The 20,883-nt window shown below is 72.6% G+C and carries 21 protein-coding genes and 2 tRNA genes; 15 read left to right on the top strand and 8 right to left on the bottom strand.

Annotated features, from left to right (window positions below):
* Window positions 1-52 precede the first annotated feature (52 nt).
* The 3 genes from VQH23_RS20770 to VQH23_RS20760 form a co-directional block, all read right to left on the bottom strand.
* Complete coding sequence (locus VQH23_RS20770; protein ID WP_338662571.1) at window positions 53-628, bottom strand: DUF2497 domain-containing protein; 576 nt, start codon at window positions 626-628, stop codon at window positions 53-55.
* Window positions 629-637: 9 nt separating this feature from the next.
* Complete coding sequence (locus VQH23_RS20765) at window positions 638-2,161, bottom strand: TolC family outer membrane protein (protein WP_338662570.1); 1,524 nt, start codon at window positions 2,159-2,161, stop codon at window positions 638-640.
* Between the two features lie 146 nt (window positions 2,162-2,307).
* Window positions 2,308-2,970 carry a protein-L-isoaspartate O-methyltransferase gene (locus VQH23_RS20760; protein WP_338662569.1) on the bottom strand — a complete coding sequence of 221 codons (663 nt, stop codon included), beginning with the start codon at window positions 2,968-2,970 and terminating at the stop codon, window positions 2,308-2,310.
* A gap of 186 nt (window positions 2,971-3,156) precedes the next feature.
* Here VQH23_RS20760 and VQH23_RS20755 point away from each other — a divergent pair.
* Together VQH23_RS20755 and VQH23_RS20750 are read left to right on the top strand one after the other, a co-directional pair.
* Window positions 3,157-3,230, top strand: a tRNA-Cys gene (locus VQH23_RS20755).
* Between the two features lie 110 nt (window positions 3,231-3,340).
* Window positions 3,341-3,416: transfer RNA gene (locus VQH23_RS20750), tRNA-Asn, on the top strand.
* A gap of 45 nt (window positions 3,417-3,461) precedes the next feature.
* Here VQH23_RS20750 and phnF read toward each other — a convergent pair.
* Window positions 3,462-4,244 (bottom strand): phosphonate metabolism transcriptional regulator PhnF, encoded by a 783-nt coding sequence (phnF, locus tag VQH23_RS20745; RefSeq protein ID WP_338662568.1) that lies wholly within the window; start codon window positions 4,242-4,244, stop codon window positions 3,462-3,464.
* A gap of 100 nt (window positions 4,245-4,344) precedes the next feature.
* Between phnF and VQH23_RS20740 the strand changes: the two genes are divergently transcribed.
* From VQH23_RS20740 to VQH23_RS20715, 6 genes are all read left to right on the top strand, one after another.
* Window positions 4,345-5,484, top strand: a complete 1,140-nt coding sequence (locus VQH23_RS20740) for an alpha-D-ribose 1-methylphosphonate 5-triphosphate diphosphatase (RefSeq protein WP_338662567.1) — start codon at window positions 4,345-4,347, stop codon at window positions 5,482-5,484.
* A 20-nt stretch (window positions 5,485-5,504) separates the two neighbouring features.
* Window positions 5,505-6,176 carry a DUF1045 domain-containing protein gene (locus tag VQH23_RS20735; protein WP_338662566.1) on the top strand — a complete coding sequence of 224 codons (672 nt, stop codon included), beginning with the start codon at window positions 5,505-5,507 and terminating at the stop codon, window positions 6,174-6,176.
* 62 nt (window positions 6,177-6,238) lie between these two features.
* Complete coding sequence (locus tag VQH23_RS20730) at window positions 6,239-7,402, top strand: acyl-CoA dehydrogenase family protein (RefSeq protein ID WP_338662565.1); 1,164 nt, start codon at window positions 6,239-6,241, stop codon at window positions 7,400-7,402.
* A gap of 2 nt (window positions 7,403-7,404) precedes the next feature.
* Window positions 7,405-8,532: a CaiB/BaiF CoA-transferase family protein gene (locus VQH23_RS20725; RefSeq protein WP_338662564.1), complete on the top strand. Its 1,128-nt coding sequence runs from the start codon at window positions 7,405-7,407 to the stop codon at window positions 8,530-8,532.
* The gene (locus VQH23_RS20720; protein WP_338662563.1) at window positions 8,529-9,311 is read left to right on the top strand and encodes a CoA ester lyase; all 783 of its coding nucleotides are present in this window, start codon (window positions 8,529-8,531) and stop codon (window positions 9,309-9,311) included. The genes VQH23_RS20725 and VQH23_RS20720 overlap by 4 nt, the downstream gene beginning before the upstream one ends.
* Before the next feature lie 88 nt (window positions 9,312-9,399).
* On the top strand, window positions 9,400-10,989 hold the full coding sequence (locus tag VQH23_RS20715; protein WP_338662562.1) for an ABC transporter substrate-binding protein: 1,590 nt from the start codon (window positions 9,400-9,402) through the stop codon (window positions 10,987-10,989).
* 41 nt (window positions 10,990-11,030) lie between these two features.
* Here the strand turns inward: VQH23_RS20715 and VQH23_RS20710 are convergent, their stop codons facing one another.
* Entirely contained in the window at window positions 11,031-12,719 is a 1,689-nt protein-coding gene (locus tag VQH23_RS20710) for a thiamine pyrophosphate-dependent enzyme (protein WP_338662561.1), read from the bottom strand.
* Window positions 12,720-12,985: 266 nt separating this feature from the next.
* Between VQH23_RS20710 and VQH23_RS20705 the strand changes: the two genes are divergently transcribed.
* From VQH23_RS20705 to VQH23_RS20695, 3 genes are all read left to right on the top strand, one after another.
* Window positions 12,986-13,240 carry an Lrp/AsnC family transcriptional regulator gene (locus VQH23_RS20705; protein ID WP_209372627.1) on the top strand — a complete coding sequence of 85 codons (255 nt, stop codon included), beginning with the start codon at window positions 12,986-12,988 and terminating at the stop codon, window positions 13,238-13,240.
* A gap of 130 nt (window positions 13,241-13,370) precedes the next feature.
* Window positions 13,371-13,634, top strand: a complete 264-nt coding sequence (locus VQH23_RS20700; protein ID WP_338662560.1) for a hypothetical protein — start codon at window positions 13,371-13,373, stop codon at window positions 13,632-13,634.
* The gene (locus tag VQH23_RS20695; protein ID WP_338662559.1) at window positions 13,631-13,888 is read left to right on the top strand and encodes a hypothetical protein; all 258 of its coding nucleotides are present in this window, start codon (window positions 13,631-13,633) and stop codon (window positions 13,886-13,888) included. The genes VQH23_RS20700 and VQH23_RS20695 overlap by 4 nt, the downstream gene beginning before the upstream one ends.
* Before the next feature lie 140 nt (window positions 13,889-14,028).
* On the opposite strand, the gene VQH23_RS20690 is transcribed toward VQH23_RS20695, so the two are convergent.
* Both VQH23_RS20690 and VQH23_RS20685 read right to left on the bottom strand, forming a co-directional pair.
* Complete coding sequence (locus VQH23_RS20690) at window positions 14,029-15,525, bottom strand: amidase family protein (RefSeq protein ID WP_338662558.1); 1,497 nt, start codon at window positions 15,523-15,525, stop codon at window positions 14,029-14,031.
* A 77-nt stretch (window positions 15,526-15,602) separates the two neighbouring features.
* Entirely contained in the window at window positions 15,603-17,213 is a 1,611-nt protein-coding gene (locus tag VQH23_RS20685) for a gamma-glutamyltransferase family protein (RefSeq protein WP_338662557.1), read from the bottom strand.
* 151 nt (window positions 17,214-17,364) lie between these two features.
* Between VQH23_RS20685 and VQH23_RS20680 the strand changes: the two genes are divergently transcribed.
* The 4 genes from VQH23_RS20680 (at window position 17,365) to VQH23_RS20665 (ending at window position 19,538) form a co-directional block, all read left to right on the top strand.
* Entirely contained in the window at window positions 17,365-17,736 is a 372-nt protein-coding gene (locus VQH23_RS20680) for a tRNA-binding protein (protein ID WP_338662556.1), read from the top strand.
* Between the two features lie 27 nt (window positions 17,737-17,763).
* On the top strand, window positions 17,764-18,273 hold the full coding sequence (gene gpt, locus VQH23_RS20675) for a xanthine phosphoribosyltransferase (RefSeq protein ID WP_338662555.1): 510 nt from the start codon (window positions 17,764-17,766) through the stop codon (window positions 18,271-18,273).
* A gap of 109 nt (window positions 18,274-18,382) precedes the next feature.
* The gene (locus tag VQH23_RS20670; RefSeq protein WP_338662554.1) at window positions 18,383-18,802 is read left to right on the top strand and encodes a DoxX family protein; all 420 of its coding nucleotides are present in this window, start codon (window positions 18,383-18,385) and stop codon (window positions 18,800-18,802) included.
* 10 nt (window positions 18,803-18,812) lie between these two features.
* Window positions 18,813-19,538, top strand: a complete 726-nt coding sequence (locus VQH23_RS20665) for an energy transducer TonB (RefSeq protein ID WP_338662553.1) — start codon at window positions 18,813-18,815, stop codon at window positions 19,536-19,538.
* Window positions 19,539-19,574: 36 nt separating this feature from the next.
* Here the strand turns inward: VQH23_RS20665 and VQH23_RS20660 are convergent, their stop codons facing one another.
* A complete protein-coding gene (locus tag VQH23_RS20660; RefSeq protein WP_338662552.1) occupies window positions 19,575-20,879 on the bottom strand; it encodes a hemolysin family protein in 1,305 nt (434 codons plus the stop codon).
* Window positions 20,880-20,883 lie beyond the last annotated feature (4 nt).

Here is a 20,883-nt window from a genome sequence, read left to right as displayed (position 1 = left end):
TCAAGGCCCGATCGGCGCCCCCCTGCCCTGCCCTTTCGGACTGGTCCCGGCCTCAGCCCAGGGACCGGCTGACCACCCGCTCGATCTCCGCTCTCACCAGCCGTTCCACCAGGGCGGGCAGGTGGGCGTCCATCCAGGCTTTCAGCACCGGCCGGACCTCCTCCCGCACTACGTCCTCGATCGAAGGACCACCGCGATACACCGGTGCGGCGCGCTCCGCCGCCACGGTGCGGGCGAGCTGCCCAATCAGGGCCGCGGCGGCCGCGGCCGTCGCGGGCGCCACCAAGCCTTCGCCCAGCCCCTCCGGCACCTCGGGATCCGGCGTCGGCGGGGGCATCGGGGCCGCCGCCGGCGCGGGCGGCTCGGGCGGTGCCTCCAGCGGCGCCGTGGCGGGCGCCGGCGCCGGCGCCGCGGCGGGCGGGGCCACCAGCATCGCCTCCGTCAGCTCCAGCGGTTCCGGCTCCAGTTCCGGCGCGGGCTGCGGCGCCGCAACCGGCGCAGGGTTCGGCCGGCCGGCGGGCGCTGCCTCCGGGGGAGGCGCGGGCTCCTCCTCGTTCAGGATCTTGCGGATGGAGGCGAGGATGTCCTCCATCGACGGATCCTGGCCGGGTGGGGCGGCGCCGGACATGCGGGGCTCCTACTGCTGGACGGGCTGTGGCGCGGTGTAATCGCCGAGCCCGGCCCAGCGGTCGCGCACCGCCCTGTAATAGGCCTCCGTGTCGTAGAGCGCGACGGGAAGGCGCAGGTCCCGCGCCGTCAGCCGCCCCACCGCCTGGGCGAGGGAGTGGCTGGCGGTGACCACGTTCGTGAGCGCGCGCACGAGGGAGACGCGGGCGTTCAGCAGCTCCTGCTCGGCGTTCAGCACGTCCAGGGTGGTCCGGCTGCCCACCACCGCCTCGCGCTGCACGCCGTCCAGCGCGATCTCGGAGGCGCGGATCTGGGCGCGCACGCTGTCCACCGTGGCGCGGGTGCTCTGCAGGGTCTCCCAGGCCTGGACGGCCTGGGCAGAGGCGGTGCGGCGCTGGTCGTCCACCACCTGCCGCAGCCGGGCCGCGTCCTGCCGGGCCTGCCGCACCAGCGCGTACTCCGCGCCGCCCTGGTAGATCGGCACGGTCACGGTGGCGACGATCTGCTCGCCCGTGCTGCGAAAGCCGGGCAGAGTCTGGTTGTCGCTGCGCAGCGCCTGGCCCTGCAGGCTGGCCTGGGGCAGCAGGGCGCCGAGCTGGACGTCGATGAAGTCGCGCGCCGCCGCCTCGTCGAACAGGGCGGCGACCACGGCGGGGTTGTTCAGCGCCGCCACCTGGGCCGCGTCCTGGTTGGTGCGCGCCGCGGGCGAGAGGGGCTGGGGCGCGGTGAGCCGGGCGGGGGCGGAGCCGATCACGCGCTGGAAGACGGCGCGGGCGTTCTGGAGCTGCCCCTCCGAATCGGCGCGGGACGCGCGGGCGCCGGCCAGGCGGCTCTCCGCCTGCGCCACGTCCGTGCGGGTGATCTCGCCCACCCGAAAGCGCTCGTTCGTCGCATCCAGCTGGCGCTGCAGCACCTGGGCGTTGTTCAGGTTGAGGCGGACCTCCTCCTGGAACCGGATAACGTTCACGTAGCCGGAGACGGCGTCCTGCAGCACTTGCTGCTCAGTCGCCAGAAGGCGGGCGCGCTGCGCCATGACCTGGTTCTCGGCCCGCCGCGTGGCGGCCACGGTGCGGCCGCCGCGATAGAGCGGCTGGGTGACGGTGGCCTGGACGGAGCCGATGGCGCGCTCCGTATCCGTGGTCACGCCAACGCGCTGGCCGAAGTTGTTGGCGGCGAGCTGGCGGGTGCTGCCCGTCCCGTAGCCGGCGCTGCCGGTGACGGAGACGGTGGGGCGCCAGCCCGCCAGGGCCTGCGGCACGTTCTCGTCCACCACGCGCAGCTGGGCGCGCGCCGTGGCGAGGGTGGGGTTGTTGGCGTAGGTCTGGGCCAGCGCCTCCTGCAGGGTCTGGCCCCGTGCCGCCGCGGGGGCGAGGGCGGGCGCCGCGAGCACGGCGAGGCCGAGCGCCGGGGCTAGCCAGGCGCGCGGCGCGCGGCGCCCCGCCCGGTCAGGCGCGTGGGCGGGCCCTTGGGCGGGCTCGCGGCCGGGCGCGCCTGCGGCAGGTTCCCGGCGGCGCGGGGCATGGCTGCGGATCATCGGCTGCTTTCCCTCATGGCCGCCCGCGCCCCCCGGGCACCAGGCCTGCCACCCTGTCCTGGTTCCCATGTAACCGCCCCCCTTCGCGGCAGGGCAGGATGGCGGGGGAACCCTTTCCGCCTCCTGAACCCTGCGGGGCCGCCCCTTCAGGCCAGCACGAAGCCCGGCTTCGGCGCGAAGGCCGGGATGGCCGTGCCGCGCAGGTCGAAGGCCTCCTCGATCCGCAGCCCGCCCCCCGCGCGGCGGCCGAGGATGGCCGAGCCCGGCTCGCCCGGCGCCATGCGGATGGCGACCACGCGGCCGCCTTCCGTTAGCTGCTCGACGAGGGCCGGCGGCACGGCGGGCACGCCACCGTCGAGGAAGATCAGGTCGTAGGGGCCGCCGGCGGGGAAGCCCGCCGTGGCGGCGCCCGCCTCCTGGCGCAGCGATCCCGGCGGCAGGCCAGCGGCGGCGATCGCGGCGGCGCCGAGGCCCGAGAGCCCTGGATCCTGCTCCAGCGCGATGACCTGCGCGCCCATGTGCGCCAGCAGGGCGGCGGCGTAGCCGGTGCCGGCGGCGGGGACCAGCACCCGCTCCCCCACCCGCGGCGCGGCGAGCTGGAGCAGCCGCGCGACGGTCATGGGCTGCGCCAGCGCGCGGCCGTTCCCCAGCGGCAGGTCCTCGTCCGACAGGGCGCGCGCGCGCATCGCCTCCGGCGCGAAGAGCTCGCGCGGGACCTCCTGCATCGCCAGGAAGATCCGCGGATCCGTCACCCGGTTGGGCTTCACCTGCCCGTCCACCATGCGCCTGCGCGCCTCGGCGAAGTCCATGCCGCCCGCTGCCCCATCAACTGAACCGATCGGTTTTATAGGCGCGTCGCCCCCGGCTTGGAAGCGCGCTCACGGTCCCGCGCGCGGGATGGTGCCCTGCTGTGGCCAAAGAGCTTGGGAAGGAATGGACGACGCCGACGCGGGTTGACCGGAGGGGCCGGGAAGGCGATATGCGGCGGGCGTGCCGGCCTGATGGCAGAATGGTGATGCAACGGACTGCAAATCCGTGAATGTGGGTTCGATTCCCGCTCAGGCCTCCACCGCCTTCCCCTGTGGCGCTTCCTTCGGGAAGGCCTCTTGCAAAGGGGGGAAGGAGGCGGTATCCGGCGCGCCCCGCTGCCCCTCACCAGGGGGTGGAGAACGGGTCTGATCCCCGATAGCTCAGCTGGTAGAGCACGCGACTGTTAATCGCTAGGTCGTTGGTTCGAGTCCAACTCGGGGAGCCATTTCAGGAGGGGGAGGCGCCGCACGGCGCCTCCCCCTCCGCCGTTTCAGGCATTCGGTACCGCATCCCGCCGCGTCTCCTCCACCAGCACCTGAACGCGCCCGGCCGCGTAGCAGGCGAGGGTGAAATCCACCGGCCGTCCCTGCATGTCGATGTTCACCGCCTCGCTCGCCAGAACGGGGCGGGCGCGGGACTGGCGCAGGCGCGCCGCCTCCTCGCCAGTCGGCAGGCGCGCGGTGATCCGGGTGCTGGCGCGGCGGTAGTCGGCCACGCCGCAGGCGGCCAGCGCGGCGGTGATGGAGGGGGCGGCGCGCAGCGCGGCCTCGGCCCCGGCGAAGCGTGGCAGCGGCAGATGGTGGGTGCCGAGCACGAGCGGCCGCTCGTCCGCGAGGCCGAGCCGCTCCACCCGCAGCACGGGCAGGCCGCGCCCGATCCCGAGCGCGGCGGCCACCGCGGGCGCCGCCGGCATGGCGGCCAGGCGCAGGATCCGGCTGTCCGGCTGCCGCCGCTGCGTCCGGATGGTCTCGAAGAGGCGGGTGCGGCCGTGCAGCGGGTAGTCCATCACCTCACCCGCGACGAAGCTGCCCCTTCCCTGCTCCGTGCGGATCAGGCCGCGACGGGCGAGCGACTCCAGCGCGCGCCGGACGGTGTGGCGGTTCACCCCGAAGCGCGCCGCCAGCACGCCCTCGCTCGGCAGGCGGTCCTCCGGCGCGTGCTCCCCGGCGGCGATGGCCGCCTCCAGCGAGGCCGCGATCTGCCGCCACAGGACCATCGCTCCGGCGCGGGCCCCTCTCGTCCAGTTCCCCTCCTCTGATCCGCCTTGCGCCATGCCGCCCTCCCCTGCGCGATCCTGCGCGCCCTTCTCCTGTCTAGACAAGTAGGCAGGGTTGTGGACTTGCCCTGGCGCGCGGCTCGGGCAGAAGGGGGGCATGAACCAAGAGACGATCCTGACCAACGCCCGGCTGGTGCTGCCCGACCGGGTGCAGGAAGGCACCCTTCTGCTGCGTGACGGGCTGATCGCCGAGGTGGCGCCGGGCCGCAGCGCCGCGCCCGGCGCGATCGACCTCGGGGGCGACCACCTCATCCCCGGCGTGGTGGACGTGCACACGGACAACCTGGAGCGCCAGGTCCTGCCCCGCAGCATGGCGCGCTGGCCCTCCGTCTCCGCCTTCCTGGCGCATGACGGGCAGGTGGCGGTGGCGGGCGTGACCACGGTGCTGGACGCGCTCTGCCTCGGCGATCTCGGCTTCGACGAGAGCCGGCTCCAGACGGCGCGGGACGGCATCCGCGACCTCGGCGACCTCACCGCGGCCGGCGTGCTGAAAACGGAGCACTTCCTGCACCTGCGCTGCGAGCTGCCGGCGACGGACATGCTGCCGATGCTGGAGGAGTTCCACGACGACCCGCACCTGCGGATGGTCAGCCTGATGGACCACACCCCCGGCGTCGGCCAGTACGTGAATGCCGAGCACTACAAGAGGATGCGCGTGAAGGCCGGGCGCACCCCGGAGGAGGTGGACAACCGCATCGCCGAACTGACGGCGCAGCGGGAGCGCTTCGCGGAGGCGCACCGGCGTGCGGTGCTGGCGCTGTTCGAGGGGCGCGGAATTCCGGTGGCCATGCACGACGACTGGGATGCGGCGGTGGTGGCCCGCAATGCGGCCGACGGGATCGAGATCAGCGAATTTCCCGTGAATTTGGAGGCGGCCCGCGCGGCCCGGGCGCACGGCATGGCCGTGATCGCGGGCGCGCCGAACCTCGTGCGCGGGGGCAGCCACTCCGGGAACGTCGCCGTGGCGGACCTCGCGCGGGAGGGGCTGGTGGACATCATCGCCTCCGACTATGTGCCGCCCGCCATGATCGAGGCCGCCTGGCGGTTGACGGAGGTGGCGGGGATGTCGCTTCCCGCGGCTGTGGCGACGGTGACGGATAATCCCGCCCGGTCGCTTCACCTGGACGACCGCGGCCGGATCGCCCCGGGCCTGCGCGCGGACCTGGTGCGGGTGCGGGAGTTCGGCGGCATGCCCGTGGTGCAGGCCGTCTGGCGTGGCGGGGCGCGGATCGCTTGAGCGGCGCCGGAACCGGGCCGATGCGCGCCGCCCTCTACTGGGCACCGGAACTGGACGACCCGCTGCACCGGCTGGGCAGCACGTGGCTGGGGCGGGATGCGGAGACGGGCGCCGTCATCCCCCAGCCGGCGCTGGCCGGGATGGACCTGCCGGCGCTGACGGCCGATCCGCGCGGCTACGGGCTGCACGCCACGCTGAAGCCGCCCTTCCGGCTGGCCGGATCCTTCCCGGCGATGCGGGAGGAGGCGGCGGCACTGGCCGCGGGCACCGCGCCCTTCGATCTGCCGCCGCTGGAGCTGGCCTCCCTCGGCGGCTTCCTGGCGCTGCGTGAATCGGCCCCCTGCCCTGCCCTGCAGGGCCTCGCCGATGCCTGCGTGGCGACGCTGGACGCCCACCGCGCCCCGCCGACCGAGGCCGAGACCGCCCGCCGCCGGCCGGAGCGGCTGGACGCGGCCGGGCGCTACAACCTGCACCGCTGGGGCTACCCGCAGGTGTTCGGAGAGTGGCGCTTCCACGTCACGCTTACACAGAGGCTGACGCCGGAGCAGGACGCGGCGATCCGCCCGGTGCTGCTCGCCCATCTGGGCGAGGTCCCGGCCCGGCCCCGGCGCGTGACCTCCCTGTGTCTCTTCACCCAGGCGGCGCCGGGCGCACCCTTCCTGATCGCGGAGCGCCTGCCGCTCGGCGGCTGACCCCCTTTCGCCGGGCCCGGTCCGGCGGCAAGAGTGGGGCCAGAGAACGAGGGGGGAGCGCGATGCAGGCCGGCACCGACGAGCACCAGGAGCTGCGCGACGCCGTCCGCGCCCTCTGCGCAGAATTCCCGGCCGAGTACCACCGCAGGGTCGACCGGGAGCGCGGCTACCCCGAGGCCTTCGTGGACGCGCTGACGAAGGCGGGCTGGCTCGCGGCGCTGATCCCCGAGGAGTACGGCGGCTCCGGGCTGGGGCTGACCGAGGCCTCCATCATCATGGAGGAGATCAACCGCTCCGGCGGCAATTCCGGTGCCTGCCACGGGCAGATGTACAACATGGGCACGCTGCTGCGGCACGGATCGGCCGAGCAGAAGGCGCGCTACCTGCCGAAGATCGCGACCGGCGAACTGCGGCTGCAATCCATGGGCGTGACGGAGCCGACCACCGGCACCGACACCACGAAGATCAAGACCACGGCGGTGCGGCAGGGCAATGACCGCTACGTGGTGAACGGCCAGAAGGTCTGGATCTCCCGCGTCCAGCACTCCGAGCTGATGATCCTGCTCGCCCGCACCACGCCGCTGGCGGAGGTGAAGAAGAAGTCCGAGGGGATGTCCATCTTCCTCGTGGACCTGCGGGACGCGATCGGCAAAGGCATGACCGTGCGCCCGATCGAGAACATGGTGAACCACGAGACGAACGAGATCTTCTTCGACAACCTGGAGATCCCGGCCGAGAACCTGATCGGCGAGGAGGGGCGCGGGTTCAAGTACATCCTGGACGGGTTGAACGCGGAGCGCACGCTGATCGCGGCGGAGTGCATCGGCGACGGCTACTGGTTCATCGACAAGGTGGTGCCCTACGCGAAAGAGCGCACGGTGTTCGGCCGCCCCATCGGCCAGAATCAGGGCGTGCAGTTCCCCATCGCCGAGAGCTACATCGAGATCGAGGCCGCCAACCTGATGCGCTTCGAGGCCTGCCGGCTCTTCGACGCGAACCAGCCCTGCGGCGCGCAGGCGAACATGGCGAAGTACCTGGCGGCGAAGGCGAGCTGGGAGGCGGCCAATGCCTGCCTCCAGTTCCACGGCGGCTTCGGCTTCGCGCACGAGTACGACGTGGAGCGCAAGTTCCGGGAGACGCGGCTCTACCAGGTGGCGCCGATCAGCACGAACCTCATCCTCTCCTACGTGGCCGAGCACATCCTCGGCCTGCCCCGGAGCTTTTAGGCATGGCGGGGTCTCGGCCGCTCGAAGGGCTCCTCGTCATCGCCATGGAGCAGGCGGTGGCGGCGCCGCTCTGCTCGGCGAGGCTGGCGGATGCCGGGGCGCGGGTGATCAAGATCGAGCGCGCGGAGGGCGATTTCGCGCGCGGCTACGACGCCTCCGCCAAGGGTTCGTCCAGCTACTTCGTCTGGCTGAACCGCGGGAAGGAGAGCCTCGTCCTCGACATCAAGCGGGCGGAGGACCTCTCCCTGCTGCGGCGCCTCGCCGCCCGGGCGGACGTGTTCATCCAGAACCTTGCCCCCGGCGCCGCGGCGCGCGGCGGCTTCGGCAGTGCGGAGCTGCGCGCCGCCCATCCGCGCCTGATCACCGTCGACATCTCCGGCTACGGCGAGAGCGGGGAGTACGCCGCCATGAAGGCCTACGACCTGCTGGTCCAGGCCGAGAGCGGGCTGGCGAGCGTCACCGGCCGGCCGGAAGGGCCGGGACGGGTCGGCGTCTCCGTCTGCGACATCGCCTGCGGGATGAACGCCCACGCCGCCGTGCTGGAGGCGCTGATCGAGCGCGGCGTCACCGGGCGGGGTAAGGGCATCGCCGTCTCCCTCTTCGACGGGATGGCGGATATGATGAACGTGCCGCTGGTCTACTACGAGGGCACGGGGCGGGAGCCGCAGCGGGTCGGCCTCGCCCACCCCTCCATCTGCCCCTACAGCGCCTTCGAGACGGCCGACGGCGTCCCCGTGCTCATTTCCATCCAGAACGAGCGGGAATGGACGGATTTCTGCGCCCATTTCCTGCTGGAGCCGGAGCTGCCGGGGCGGAAGGGCTTCCGCAGCAACGTCGAGCGGGTCGCGAACCGGCCGGCGGTGGACGCGCACATCGCCGCGGTCTTCGCCGCCCTCACGCGGGATGAGTGCGCGGCGCGGCTGCGCGCGGCGCGCACGGCCTACGGCCTCGTCAACGACGTGGCAGGGCTGGCGCGGCACCCGGCCCTGCGGCGCATCGTCCTCGATACGCCCGGAGGCCCCGTCCCGGTCGCGGCGCCCGCCGCGCTCTTCAGCGACGGGGCGCGGGATCTCGGCCCCGTGCCCGCCATCGGCCAGCACAGCGACAGCATCCGCGCGGAGTTCGCATGACCCCCACCGCCCCGCTCTTCGTCCCCGGCCACCGGCCGGAACGCTTCGCCAAGGCCGCCGCCTCCGGCGCCGATGCCGTGATCATCGACCTCGAGGACGCCGTTCCGCCGGAGGAGAAGGCGGCGGCCCGCGCGAACGCCGCGGCGGCGCAGCTGGAAGGCATCCCCGTCCTTGTCCGGATCAACCCGGCCGGCACGCCCTGGCACGCGGAGGACCTTGTCGCCCTGGCCGAGTCCGACCTAGCGGGCATCCTGCTGCCGAAGGCGGAGAACCCCGTCACCATCGAGGGCATGCGCCGGATGATCGGGGCGATGGACGTGATCGCACTCATCGAATCTGCCCGCGGCCTCGCCGCCGCGCGGGAGATCGCGGCGGGGGGCGTCGCGGGGCTCGGCTTTGGCTCCCTCGACTACGCCGCCGACCTCGGCTGCGCCCACACGCGGCAGGCCCTGCTCCTCGCCCGGTCCGAGCTGGTCCTCGCCTCCCGCCTCGCCGGGATCGGGGCGCCGATCGACGGGGTGACGGCCGCGATCGGCGACGACGCCCTGACTGAGGACGATGCCCGCCACGCGGCGGAGCTGGGCTTCGGCGGCAAGCTGCTAATCCACCCCCGGCAGGTGGCGCCGGCGCTGCGGGGCTTCGCGCCCTCCGCCGCGGAGGTGGAGTGGGCAGGGAAGGTCATGGCGGCCGGGGGTGGCGGCGCCGTCTCGGTGGATGGAATGATGATCGACGCGCCGGTGCGGATGCGCGCGGAGCGCATCCTCGCCCGCGCGCGCTAGCACCGCGACGCGCAAGGCCCTGGCCTTCCCCCGCCGGGCGTGTTGATCTCGGCGCAGGGGAAGCGTCGCCGACCGAAGGAGACCGCGGATGCATCGCCGCACGCTGATGAAGGCCACCGGCCTCGCCCTTTCCACCGCGGCCGCGCCGGCCATCACGCGCGCGCAATCCGCCAGCACGCTGCGCTTCATCCCGCAGCAGGACCTCATCGTCCTCGATCCCGTCACCACCACGGCCTACATCAGCCGCAACCACGGCTACATGGTGTACGACACGCTCTACGGGATGGATGACAAGTACCAGCCCGTGCCGCAGATGGTGGAGGGCCACCGGACCGAGGAGGACGGCCGGCTCTGGACCCTGACGCTCCGCGAGGAGCTGCGCTTCCACGACGGGGAGCGCGTACTGGCCCGGGACTGCGTGGCCTCGATCCGGCGCTGGGCCGCGCGCGATCCGATGGGCGGCACGCTGATGGCCGCGACGGACGAGCTCTCCGCCCCCGATGACCGGACCATCCGCTTCCGCCTGAAGCGCCCCTTCCCGCTCCTGCCGCTGGCGCTGGGGAAGGCCGCGACGCCGGTCTGCGCCATGATGCCGGCGCGGCTAGCGGAGACGGACCCTTTCCGGCCCGTGTCCGAGATCACGGGCAGCGGCCCCTTCCGCTTCAAGGCCGATGAGCGCGTGCCCGGTTCGCTCAATGTCTACACGAAGTTTGAGGGCTATGTGCCCCGCCCGAGCGGCACCCCCACCTGGACCGCCGGCCCGAAGGTGGTGAACTTCGACCGGGTCGAGTGGCACACCATCCCCGATCCCTCAACCGCCACCACGGCGCTGATCAGCGGGGAGCGGGACTGGCTGGAATACGCCTACCACGACCAGCTGCCGCTGATGCGGCGGAACCGGAACGTGCGGGTCTCCGTCTCCGACCCGACCGGCTTCGTTTCCATGATGCAGGTGAACCACCTGCAGGCGCCTTTCAACAACCCGGCGATCCGGCGCGCGCTCTGGGGCGCCATCGACCAGACCTCGGCCGTGCAGGCGGTGGTGGGGCCGACCGATCCCGCCATGTACCGCGTGCCCCTCGGCTTCTTCTGCCCGGGCACGCCCCTGGCGACGGAGGCCGGGCTGGAACCGCTGAACGGCCGGCGCGACCTGGCGAAGGTGAAGCGCGACCTCGCCGCTGCCGGCTACAAGGGCGAGACGGTTCTGCTGATGACCCCCTCCAACTCGCAGGCGCTGATCGCGCACGGCGCTGTCATGGAGGACATGTTCCGGCAGGTCGGCATGAACGTGGAGACCTACACGGTCGAGTTCAACGCCATGCTCCAGCGGCGCAACCGCAAGGGGCCGGTCTCCGACGGCGGGTGGAGCGCCTTCGTGACCACCTGGGTCGGCGCGGACTGGCTGCACCCGGGCGGCCACTTCGCCCTGCGCGGCGCGGGCGAGGCCGGCTACGCGGGCTGGGCGACGATCCCGCGCCTGGAGGAGCTTCGGAACAGCTGGTTCGACGCGGCGGACGAGGCCGCGCAGAAGGCGATCACGCGGGATATGCAGCTGGAGGCGATGAAGGAGGTTCCCTTCTACCCGCTCGGCCAGCACCTGCAGCCGACGGCTTGGCGCACCGACATCACGGGCGTCCTGCCGGGCTTCGCCACGTTCTGGAACGTGAAGCGGGGCTGACCCCCTGTCCCGGGCGGGCCTTCCAGCCCGCCCGGCGGCGATCAGGCCTTCGCGGCGGCCGCGCGGATCTGCGTGATCGTCTGGCGGTTGGTGATCTGCTCCGCGCTCATCCGCACCTCGATGATCGCGGGCTTCCCGCTGGCGCGGGCGCGCTGGTAGGCCGGCACCAGCTCGTCCGTCTCGGTCACCACCTCGCCATGGCCGCCAAAGGCCTCGACGAAGCGCGCGAAGTCCGGGTTCTTCAGCAGCGTGCCGGAGACGCGGCCGGGGTAGTGGCGCTCCTGGTACATGCGGATCGTGCCGTACTGCCCGTTGTTCACCACGATGACGATCGGCGCCACCTCCGCCTGAAAGGCGGTGGCGATCTCCTGCCCCGTCATCAGGAAGCCGCCGTCGCCGACGAAGCTGATCACTTGCCGGCCGCGATAGGTGATGGCGGCGCCGATGCCGGAGGGCACGGAGTAGCCCATGGCGCCGTTGGTCGGGCCCAGGAACTCCTGCTTCTCCCGCACGGACATGAAGCGCTGCGGCCAGGTGGCGAAGTTGCCGGCATCCACGGTGAAGACCGTGTCCTCCGGCAGCTCCTTCTCCAGCGCCTGCAGGGCGCGGGCGAAGTTCAGCGGCCCTTCGTACTCCGGCGCGGCGACGCTCGCCTCCCGCCCGGCGCGAAGCTTCTTCGTCCACTCGCCCCAGGGGCGCGGCTTTCCGGGCGCGCCGGCCTTCAGCGCCACGGAGAAGGCGTTAAGGTCGGCGGTGATGCCGAGGACCGGGCGGAACACGCGGCCGATCTCGGCCGGATCCGGGTGAACCTGCACGATCGGGCTCGTCTCGCCCTCCGGGAACAGGGTGTAGCCCTGACTCGTCGCCTCGCCGAGCCGCGTGCCGACAGCGATGACGAGGTCCGATTCCTTCACCCGCGCGACGAGGCCGGGATCGGAGCCGACGCCGAGGTCGCCGGCGAAGTTCGGCGAGGTGCCGTCGAAAAGGCCGAGGCGGCGGAAGCCGACGGCCACCGGCAGGTCATGCGCGATGGCGAAGTCGCGGATCGCCGCCTTGCCCTCCTCGGACCAGCCGGTGCCGCCGAGGACGAGCACGGGCTGCTTCGCCCCGTCCAGCAGCTCCAGCAGGCGCGGGATGGCGTGGGGCGCGGGGAAGGCCGGCAGGACGGGCGCGGGCCCGATGTCCTGCACGTCCACCATCTGCTTCTGCATCTCCTCGCTGATCGCCACCACCACGGGGCCGGGGCGGCCGCTGCGCGCCACGTCGAAGGCGCGGGCCATCAGCTCCGGCACCCGGCGGGCGTCGTCGATCTGGGTCACCCACTTGGCCAGCGGGGAGAACATCCGGCGGTAGTCCACCTCCTGGAAGGTGTCCCGGTCCGTCTCGGCGAAGGGGATCTGGCCGACGATGAGGACCAGCGGCGTGCTGTCCTGCATCGCCACGTGCACGCCGATGCTGGCGTGGCAGGCGCCGGGGCCGCGGGTCACGATCGCCACGCCGGGATTGCCCGTGAGCTTGCCGTGCGCCTCGGCCATGTGGACGGCGCCCGCCTCGAAGCGGCAGGTGGTCAGCTCAATGCGGTTCTGGACGTTGTAGAGCCCGTCCAGCAGGTCGAGGAAGGACTCGCCGGGCACGTGGAAGGCGTGGGTCACGCCCTGCGCCACCAGCGCATCCGCCAGAAGCTGCCCGCCCGTGCGTCCGCGGGCCGTGCCCTTCGTGCTGCCGTCCATCGTGTCCTGTCCCCTACCCCCTCCGACCCTCGCCGGAGGGGGCGGAGACTAGGACGGGGCGCGTGGGCCGCCAACCGCCGGTGGGTGGGTTCCTTCTCGGCAAAGGGCCTGGACGCTTGCGGAGGACGCCGTTCCTCCATGCCAGTTCCGGCCCGGCTGCGGGCAAAGGACCGCGCGGCGCAGCCCGGCGCCAGGGCTTTCCCGGGAGAGGCTTGGAACCCCGCCCGCGCGGCGGCATCCTGCGCGCCGGACGGGAGCAGGGCCGGATGAGAGCGATCTTCGTGATGATCAAGTGCGAGATGGGGGCGGCCTACCGTGTGGCGCGGGAGATGGCGGACACGGTCCCCGAGCTCTCGGAGATGCACTCGACGAGCGGGCAGTACGACCTTCTCGGGAAGTTCTACCTGGAGCCTGAGCAGGATATCGGCCTCTTCGTCGTGGAGCGGATCCAGACCGTGCCGGGGATCAAGGACACCTACACGCTCCAGACCTTCAACGCCTTCTCCGGACCGCGGGGCTGAACGGCGGGCGGCGACCCGGGAGAAGGTTGCCGCCACGAAATCACCTTCGTCCCGCCGCGCGCCGCCACCGGGCCGCCGCGCGGATGCCACCAGGGGAGCCGATATCTGGCGGCATCGGAGGTCCCCCCAGATGATGCCCCGCCTGAAGCCCCGCTTCCTTCCCGCCCTCGCCCTCGCCGCGGCCCTGGCCACGGCCGGATGCCAGAACCCGGACGGCACGACCGACTGGGGCAGCACCCTCGCCCTCGGCGCCGGGGCGGCCCTGGTGGCAGGGCTGGCAGTCGCTTCCACGAATGATGACGGGTACCGCCGACATTCCCCGCGCCGTGGCGAACGTTCCTACGGCGGCCCCGGCCGCTCCTACGCCGGCGGTCACGGGAGGAACTGGCGGTGAAGGCGCGTCTCGCGGCGCTCGCGGTGGCCGGGCTGGCGCTCGGCGGCTGCTACGGCCCCTACGGGGAGCCGAACGTTGCGGGCTCGGCGCTGGTCGGCGCCGGGCTGGGCGCGGCGGCGGGGGCGGCGATCGCCTCCTCCGGGCCGGGCTACTACGGCCACGGCTACGGGTACGGTCCGCGCTACGCCTACGCGCCGCGCGGTTACGGCTACGGCGGCTACTACGGCCGCCCCTACGGTTACCGGCGCTGGTAGCCCGGAGAGCGCCGCCGTTGATGCCGGCGGCGCCAGTGAGGAGACCTGCGGGGAGCGTCGGCGTCACGGACAGGTGTCCGTGGCGGTCCGTCGCCTCCACCCGGAAGTCGCGTCAGGCGCCCCCGGTCCGCACCGCCCCCTCAGTCGAAGCCGAGGAAGCCCGGCATGGAGGCGATGGGCGGCGCCTTCCGCAGCGCCCCGATATCGGCCTGAGGGCGGGAGAGCAGCGCGTCGCCCGCGCAGGCCGACTCGATCGCTGCCGCCGCGCGCAGCACCAGCGCGTCGCCCCCGCGCGGCCCGACGATCTGCAGGCCGAAGGGCATCCCCAGCGCGTCCCGTCCCATGGGGATGGAAATGGCGGGGTGGCCCGTCAGCGTCACGATGTAGGCCATGGCGAGCCAGTGGAAGTAGGTGCGGGTCGGCTGCCCGTCGATCTCGCGCGGGAAGAGCTCCGTCCAGGGGCGGGGGGAGATCGTGATGGCAGGGGCGATGATCAGGTCGGTCCCGGCCTCGAAGAAGCGCTGCCAGCGCTGGTACAGCTGCGTCTGCAGCACCCCCGCGCGCGCCACGTCGGCCGCGGAATAGCCCAGCCCCTCCTCCACGTTCGCCCGCACATTGGGCCCGACGAGGTCGGGCGTCTTCGCGACCTTCTCCTGGTGCGCGGCGAGGAAGTTGAGGGCGCGCAGGATCTCGAAGGCCTCGTTGGCACCGCGGCAGTCCGGCGTCCCTTCCTCGATCCGGGCGAAGAGGGGCTCCAGGGCCGCCACGCGCTCACGGAACGCCGAGCGGACGGTCTTCTCCACCAGCGCCAGGCCGAAATCCTCGGTCGCCGCGACGCGGAGGGAGGAGAGGTCGAGCGGCGCGAGCGGGGTCCAGCGCTCCGGCCGCGCCCGCACCGCCTCGCCGGGCAGGGTGTAGGAGAGCGGGTCGCGCACGTCGTCCCCGGCCATGGCTGCGAGGAGAAGCGCGGTGTCCGCCGCGTTGTTCGCCATCGGCCCGAGGACCGAAAGGTTCTGCCAGCCCAGCCCCTTGCGCTCCGTGGAGACGAGGCCCGGGCTCGGGCGGAAGCCGACAATGCCGTTGAAGGCCGCCGGGTTCCGCAGGGACCCGCCCGTGTCGGAGCCCGAGCAGATCGCGAACATCCCCGCCGCCAGGGCGGCGCCGGAGCCGCCGGAGGAACCGGCCGCCGACCTGGTGGGATCGTGCGGGTTGCCGGTGGCGCCGTAGACGGCGTTGCGCGTGTTGGCGCCGGCGCCGAATTCCGGCGTGTTCGTCTTCGCCGTGATCACCGCGCCCGCCGCGCGGATGCGGGCCACGGAGGAGAGGTCCTCCTTCGGCACGTTGTCCTTGAAAAGCGGACTGCCGAAGGTGGTGACGAGCCCCTCCGTGTCCTCCAGGTCCTTGATGCCGATCGGCAGGCCATGGAGGAGGCCGAGCCGGTCGCCCCGCATCACCGCATCCTCGGCGTCCTTCGCCCAGCCCCGCGCCCGCTCGTCGACGGCGACGACGGCGTTGATGGCGGGGTTCACCTCCTCGATCCGCTTCAGGGTGGAGTCGAGAAGCTCCACCGGGGACAGCTTCTTCGCCCCGATCAGGCGGCGGGCTTCGAGGGCGGTGAGGTCGCAGGGCTCGGTCATCGGCGGTCCGGGGGATCAGGGGCTGTAGGGGAAGGGCCGTGGCAGGTGCCGCGGCCCGTGGGAAGCGCCGGCCGGGCTCAGTAGCCCATCGCGCAGCCGTCCTTGCGCGGGTCGGAGCCGCCGATGAGCACGCCCTTCTCGCGGTCGATCAGGATGGCCTGGCCGCCGCCATGGGGCTTCTTGATCGGCTTGGGCTGGTGGCCCAGCGCGGCCAGGGCGTCGCGCAGCGCGGGCGGCAGGCCGTTCTCGATCTCCACGTCGCGGTGGTTGGCGCCGACGCTGGGGAAGACGCGCGTCAGGTCCAGCGCCTCCTGCACGTCCAGGCCGAACTGGAAGTGGTTCGTCAGGAACCAGGTCTGGCCCATGGGCTGGAAGTGCCCGCCCATCACGCCGTAGGGCATGATCGCCTTGCCGTCCTTCATCACCATGCCCGGGATGATGGTGTGCATGGGGCGCTTGCGCGGGGCGATGCAGTTCGGGTGCCCTTCCTGCAGGCGGAAGCCGTAGCCGCGGTTCTGCAGCATCACGCCGCAGCCCTCCGCCAGGATGCCGGAGCCGAAGCCCTCGAAGAGGGAGTTGATGAAGGAGCAGGCGTTGCCGTCGCTGTCCACCACGGTCAGGTAGACGGTGTCCTTGTGCTTCTCCCAGTCCGCATCGCCGGCCGGGGGCAGGTCCACCATCGCGCGGTCGTCGCTGATCATGCCCCGGAGCTTGTCCAGGTAGCCATCCGACAGCAGGCGATCCAGCGGCACCCGGGCCTGGGCGGGATCGGCGAGGAAGGCGTCGCGGTCGCGATAGACCAGGCGCGCGGCCTCCAGGTGGCGGTGCATCCGCACCGCGTCCAGCGGGCCGGCCGGCTCGGGGAAGCCCTCCAGGATGCCCAGCAGCATCAGCACCAGCAGGCCGGAGCCGTTGGGCGGGCACTGGAACACCTCCATGTCCCGCCACTTGCGGGAGATGGGATCGACGAACTCCGCGGCGGTCATCCCCTCCGCGAAGTCCTCCTCCGTGTGCAGGCCGCCGGCGGCGCGCAGGGTCTTCACCATGTCGGCCGCGATGGCGCCGGTGTAGAAGGCGCGAGCCCCGTCTTTGGCGATGGCGCGCAGCGTCGCGCCGAGTTCCGGCTGCACGAAGCGGTCGCCGAACCGGAACGGCCCGCCATCCTTCAGGAAGCGCCGCGCCGTCTGCGGCTGGAGGGAGAGCTTGCCGACATTGTCCTCCCAGTCCGCCGAGACGCGGGAGGAGACGGCGAAGCCCTGTTCCGCGTAGCCGATGGCGGGCTGCAGGATCTTGTCCATCCCGAGCCGCCCGTGCGCCTTGTTCAGCGCCTCCCAGGCGGAGATCGCGCCGGGGACCGTCACGGAATGGACGGAGGTGGCGGACATCGCCGTCAGCCCGGCGGCCCGCAGCGCCTCCGGCGTCGCGGCGGCCGGGGCGCGGCCGGAGCCGTTGATGGCGACCACGCCGCCCGAGGCCGGGGCGTAGAGGCAGAAGCAGTCGCCGCCGATGCCGGTGGATTGCGGCTCCGCCACCGCCAGCACGGCGGCCGCGGCGATCGCGCCGTCCATGGCGTTGCCGCCCGCCCGCATCGTCTCCAGCGCGGCCAGGGTCGCCGCGGGCATGGAGGTGGCGGCCATGGCGTTCAGCGCCATGGCCGGGCTGCGGCCGGGAAGGTGAAGGTCGCGCATGGTCGTTCCTCGGGACTGGTCCTGCTCCCCTCCCGAATACGCCCCCCGCCCCGCGGGAGGAAGCCGGGGCGGGCACCGAACCGGGCCGATGCGCGGCCTGCGGGGCCCGCCCCACCTTCCAAGCGCCCGCCCCCTCCGCTAATGGCGCGGGATGGAAGACGCGCCGAACGCCTCCCCCGCCGCGAGCCCCCTTGCCAGCGTCGCGGATTTCGACCGGATCGACATCCGCGCCGGCACGGTGGTGGACGCCCAGCCCTTCCCGGAGGCCCGCAAGCCCTCCATCAAGCTCTGGATCGACTTCGGCGGGGAGATCGGCACCCGCCGCTCCTCCGCCCAGATCACGGTTCACTACGCGCCGGAGGCGCTGATCGGCCGGCAGGTGCTGGCAGTCGTGAACTTCCCCCCGCGACGCATTGCCGGCTTCGCCAGCGAGGTGCTGACCCTCGGCCTGCCGGATGAGGCCGGGGCGGTGGTGCTGCTGCGCCCCGACCTGCCCGTGCCGGACGGCGCCCGGATGTTCTGACCCGGCACTTCTGAGAGGACCGAAGGAATGGCCCCGCCCCGCTACTACACCGTCACCTGGGACCAGCTGCACCGCGACGCCAAGGCCCTCGCCTGGCGCCTGCACGGCAAGGGGCCCGAGGGAGGCGGCTTCAAGGGCATCGTCGCCATCACCCGCGGCGGCCTGATCCCCGCCGCCATCGTCGCGCGGGAGCTGGACTGCCGCCTGATCGAGAGCGTCTCCGTCATCACCTACGGCAAGGACGGGGAGGAGCAGAACCGGGGCGAGCCGACCGTGGCAAAGTCGCCGGTGGCGGCCGGGGATGGCACGGGCTGGCTGGTCCTGGACGACCTGGTGGACACCGGCACCACCGCCCGGGTGGTGCGGGGCATGCTGCCCGGCGCCCATTTCGCCACCATCTACGCCAAGCCCGCCGGCCGCCCCCTCGTGGACAGCTTTGTCACCGAGGTGAGCCAGGACACCTGGATCCTCTTCCCCTGGGACACGGAGCCGCAGTTCGTGGCCCCCATCGCGCGCTCCGCGGCTGCCGGCGGGTGATCCGCCTGGCGTAACGGTCGTCTGGCGGAACCAAGCCGGGCGAAGCATGGTGCGGGCCGGGGAAACTGCCCCGCCCCCTCCGGGGCGGAGCCCTTCAGGGGATCATCGCATGACGGCCACGCCGCGGCCCATTGCCGCCATCCTGGACAGCCGCGTCCTCGGCGTGCTCGCCCGGATTCTCCTCACCTTCCCCTACTGGGGCAGCGGGCTGGCGAAGCTGATCGACTTCTCCGGCGCTCAGGCCGAGATGGGGATGTTCGGCCTGCACCCGACCGCGCCCTTCGCCGTCGCCGTCATCATCACCCAGCTCGTCGGGTCCGGGCTCGTCATCCACGGGCGCCACGCCTGGATCGGCGCCGGCGCACTGGCCGTCTTCACCGCACTGACCATCCCCATCGTCCACCATTTCTGGAGCCTGGAGGGCGTGCGGGGCCTGGTCGCCTTCCACACGGCGACCGAGCACGTCGGCATGATCGGCGGGCTGATACTCGGCGCGATCCAGGCGCACTGGGCGAGCCGGCGGGCCTGAGGCGGTTGCGATGCGACGCCTCATAGCGGCGGGCCTCCTTCTCTCCTCCGTGGCCTCAGCCGAGCCGGGCCGTCCCGTCGGGAACCAGGACGCGGCGCTCTCGGCACTGCTCGTGCGCCTCGGGGTCACGCCGTCGGATGCCGTGGTGCGGCACGCGGCCTGGAATGCTCCCTATGGTGCCTGGTGCTTCCAGCTCGAGGTCCGCTCGGGACCGTTCAGCGGCCGGCAGCTCTCATCCGCGGTCAGCAGGCGCGGCACGGTCGAGGTCTTGAGCCGGGGCTGTGCGCCGCGGCCCCCCGTAACCGCGCGGCTCCCCACCTCCTCGATGGAGGAGCTGGTCCAGCAGCTCGTCATCAACCTTGCCGCGGTCCAGAACTATCCGCTTCCCGCGAAGGAGCGGCGAGTCGAAGGGATGAGCCGGGTCCACGTCACCGTCCGGCGGGAGGACGGGGCGGTCCTCCGCGCCTGCGTGGTCAGCAGCTCCGGCGATGCCGATCTTGACCGGCAAGCCCTGCACATGGCCCGCACGGTGACCGTTCCCCTTTTCCCGCCCGCGAAGACGACCGGGACCGAGACATTTATCGTCCCGATCCGCTTCGCGCTTTCAAGACGGCCGGCATCAGCTGAGGGCGCAGCACCGGATAGGGATCCCGGCCCTACCCCGCCACCCCTGGAGCCCGAAGGGGGCTGCGGGCCGACGGTATCGCGCCTCTGGGGTGGGCCGCCCGTCGGTTGAGGCGACGCCCGGCGCCGCGCCAGCGGAGCCGGGCCGCTAGACCGGAACCGTCTCGTCCCGCGCCACCAGAACCTTGTCCACGCGGCGCCCGTCCATGTCCACGATCTCGAAGCGCCAGCCGCCGAAGACGATCCGGTCCCCTTCCTTCGGCACGCGCCGGAGCAGGGCGAGCATGAGGCCGGCAACCGTATGGTAGCTACCGGCCTGAGGTAGCACCGGCAGGTCCAGCCGGGCGCGGAGCTCGTCGCTCGGCATCATGCCGTCCAGCAGCAGGCTGCCGTCGTGGCGCTCCACCGCGGGGCCGGCCGCGGGCAGCGGGTCGGGCGCGCCGAGCTCGCCCACGATCGCCTCCAGCAGGTCGGAGGCGGTGACCACCCCCTCGAAGGACCCGTACTCGTCCATGACGAGGGCGAGGCCGAGCGGGTCCTGGCGGATCTTCTCCAGCGCGTCCAGCGCGGGCAGGTTGTCCGGCAGGACCATGGGCTTGCGGAGCGCGGCCGCGACGGAGAGCGGCTGGCGGGACAGCATCTGGTCCAGCAGGTCCTTCGCCGCGACGACGCCCACCACGTTGTCCACCCGGCCATCCGCCACGATGAAGCGGTTGACCGTCTCGCCCTTCAGCTTCTCGGACACCTCGTCCGGCGTCGCCTTGCGGTCGAGCCAGACGATCTCGGTCCGGGGGGTCATCAGGGCGCGGATGGGCTTGTCCGCCAGGCGGAGCACGCGCTCGATCATGTGCCGCTCCTCCGTCTCCAGCGCGCCGGCCTCCGCGCCCTCGGCCACAACCGCCTTCACCTCCTCTTCCGTGACAGACTGCTCGACCGTGTTGTTCGCGCCGAGGAGGCGCAGGACGAGCGAGGAGGAGGTGGAGAGCAGCCAGACGACCGGGGACGAGACGCGGGACAGGGCGAGCATCGGCCGGGCGACGAAGGTGGCGATGCTCTCCGGGTTCCGCAGAGCGATCTGCTTCGGCACGAGCTCGCCGAGGATGAGGGAGAGATAGGTGATCAGCACCACCACGACGAAGATCGCCGCCTCCTCGCCGTACGGTGCGACCCCGGGGATGGCGTTCAGCACGGGTCCGAGGGTGGAGGAGAGGCGGGCACCGCCGAAGGTTCCGGCGACGACGCCGATGAGGGTGATGCCGACCTGGACGGTGGGCAGGAAGCGCTGCGGGTCGTCCGCCAGGGCCAGGGCGGCGCGGGCCCCGGCCGAACCACCCCTCTCCAGCGCCTGAAGCCGGGCTCGGCGGGAGGAGACGATCGCCAGCTCGCTGCTGCTGAACACGCCGTTCAGCAGGACCAGCAGGATGAGGATGCCGATTTCCAGGAGCGCCGACATGGGG

This window comes from Pararoseomonas sp. SCSIO 73927 (assembly GCF_037040815.1).
Lineage (GTDB): Bacteria > Pseudomonadota > Alphaproteobacteria > Acetobacterales > Acetobacteraceae > Roseomonas.
The sequence above is the reverse complement of the archived record's forward strand: the minus strand, read 5'-3'. Positions and strand labels throughout refer to the sequence as shown.

Bases quoted from the DNA above. Each gene is read 5' to 3' on its own strand.
- VQH23_RS20770 (WP_338662571.1), bottom strand. From the start codon at position 628: ATGTCCGGCGCCGCCCCACCCGGCCAGGATCCGTCGATGGAGGACATC.
- VQH23_RS20765 (WP_338662570.1), bottom strand. From the start codon at position 2,161: ATGATCCGCAGCCATGCCCCGCGCCGCCGGGAACCTGCCGCAGGCGCG.
- VQH23_RS20760 (WP_338662569.1), bottom strand. From the start codon at position 2,970: ATGGACTTCGCCGAGGCGCGCAGGCGCATGGTGGACGGGCAGGTGAAG.
- phnF (WP_338662568.1), bottom strand. From the start codon at position 4,244: ATGGCGCAAGGCGGATCAGAGGAGGGGAACTGGACGAGAGGGGCCCGC.
- VQH23_RS20740 (WP_338662567.1), top strand. From the start codon at position 4,345: ATGAACCAAGAGACGATCCTGACCAACGCCCGGCTGGTGCTGCCCGAC.
- VQH23_RS20735 (WP_338662566.1), top strand. From the start codon at position 5,505: ATGCGCGCCGCCCTCTACTGGGCACCGGAACTGGACGACCCGCTGCAC.
- VQH23_RS20730 (WP_338662565.1), top strand. From the start codon at position 6,239: ATGCAGGCCGGCACCGACGAGCACCAGGAGCTGCGCGACGCCGTCCGC.
- VQH23_RS20725 (WP_338662564.1), top strand. From the start codon at position 7,405: ATGGCGGGGTCTCGGCCGCTCGAAGGGCTCCTCGTCATCGCCATGGAG.
- VQH23_RS20720 (WP_338662563.1), top strand. From the start codon at position 8,529: ATGACCCCCACCGCCCCGCTCTTCGTCCCCGGCCACCGGCCGGAACGC.
- VQH23_RS20715 (WP_338662562.1), top strand. From the start codon at position 9,400: ATGCATCGCCGCACGCTGATGAAGGCCACCGGCCTCGCCCTTTCCACC.
- VQH23_RS20710 (WP_338662561.1), bottom strand. From the start codon at position 12,719: ATGGACGGCAGCACGAAGGGCACGGCCCGCGGACGCACGGGCGGGCAG.
- VQH23_RS20705 (WP_209372627.1), top strand. From the start codon at position 12,986: ATGAGAGCGATCTTCGTGATGATCAAGTGCGAGATGGGGGCGGCCTAC.
- VQH23_RS20700 (WP_338662560.1), top strand. From the start codon at position 13,371: ATGATGCCCCGCCTGAAGCCCCGCTTCCTTCCCGCCCTCGCCCTCGCC.
- VQH23_RS20690 (WP_338662558.1), bottom strand. From the start codon at position 15,525: ATGACCGAGCCCTGCGACCTCACCGCCCTCGAAGCCCGCCGCCTGATC.
- VQH23_RS20685 (WP_338662557.1), bottom strand. From the start codon at position 17,213: ATGCGCGACCTTCACCTTCCCGGCCGCAGCCCGGCCATGGCGCTGAAC.
- VQH23_RS20680 (WP_338662556.1), top strand. From the start codon at position 17,365: ATGGAAGACGCGCCGAACGCCTCCCCCGCCGCGAGCCCCCTTGCCAGC.
- gpt (WP_338662555.1), top strand. From the start codon at position 17,764: ATGGCCCCGCCCCGCTACTACACCGTCACCTGGGACCAGCTGCACCGC.
- VQH23_RS20670 (WP_338662554.1), top strand. From the start codon at position 18,383: ATGACGGCCACGCCGCGGCCCATTGCCGCCATCCTGGACAGCCGCGTC.
- VQH23_RS20665 (WP_338662553.1), top strand. From the start codon at position 18,813: ATGCGACGCCTCATAGCGGCGGGCCTCCTTCTCTCCTCCGTGGCCTCA.
- VQH23_RS20660 (WP_338662552.1), bottom strand. From the start codon at position 20,879: ATGTCGGCGCTCCTGGAAATCGGCATCCTCATCCTGCTGGTCCTGCTG.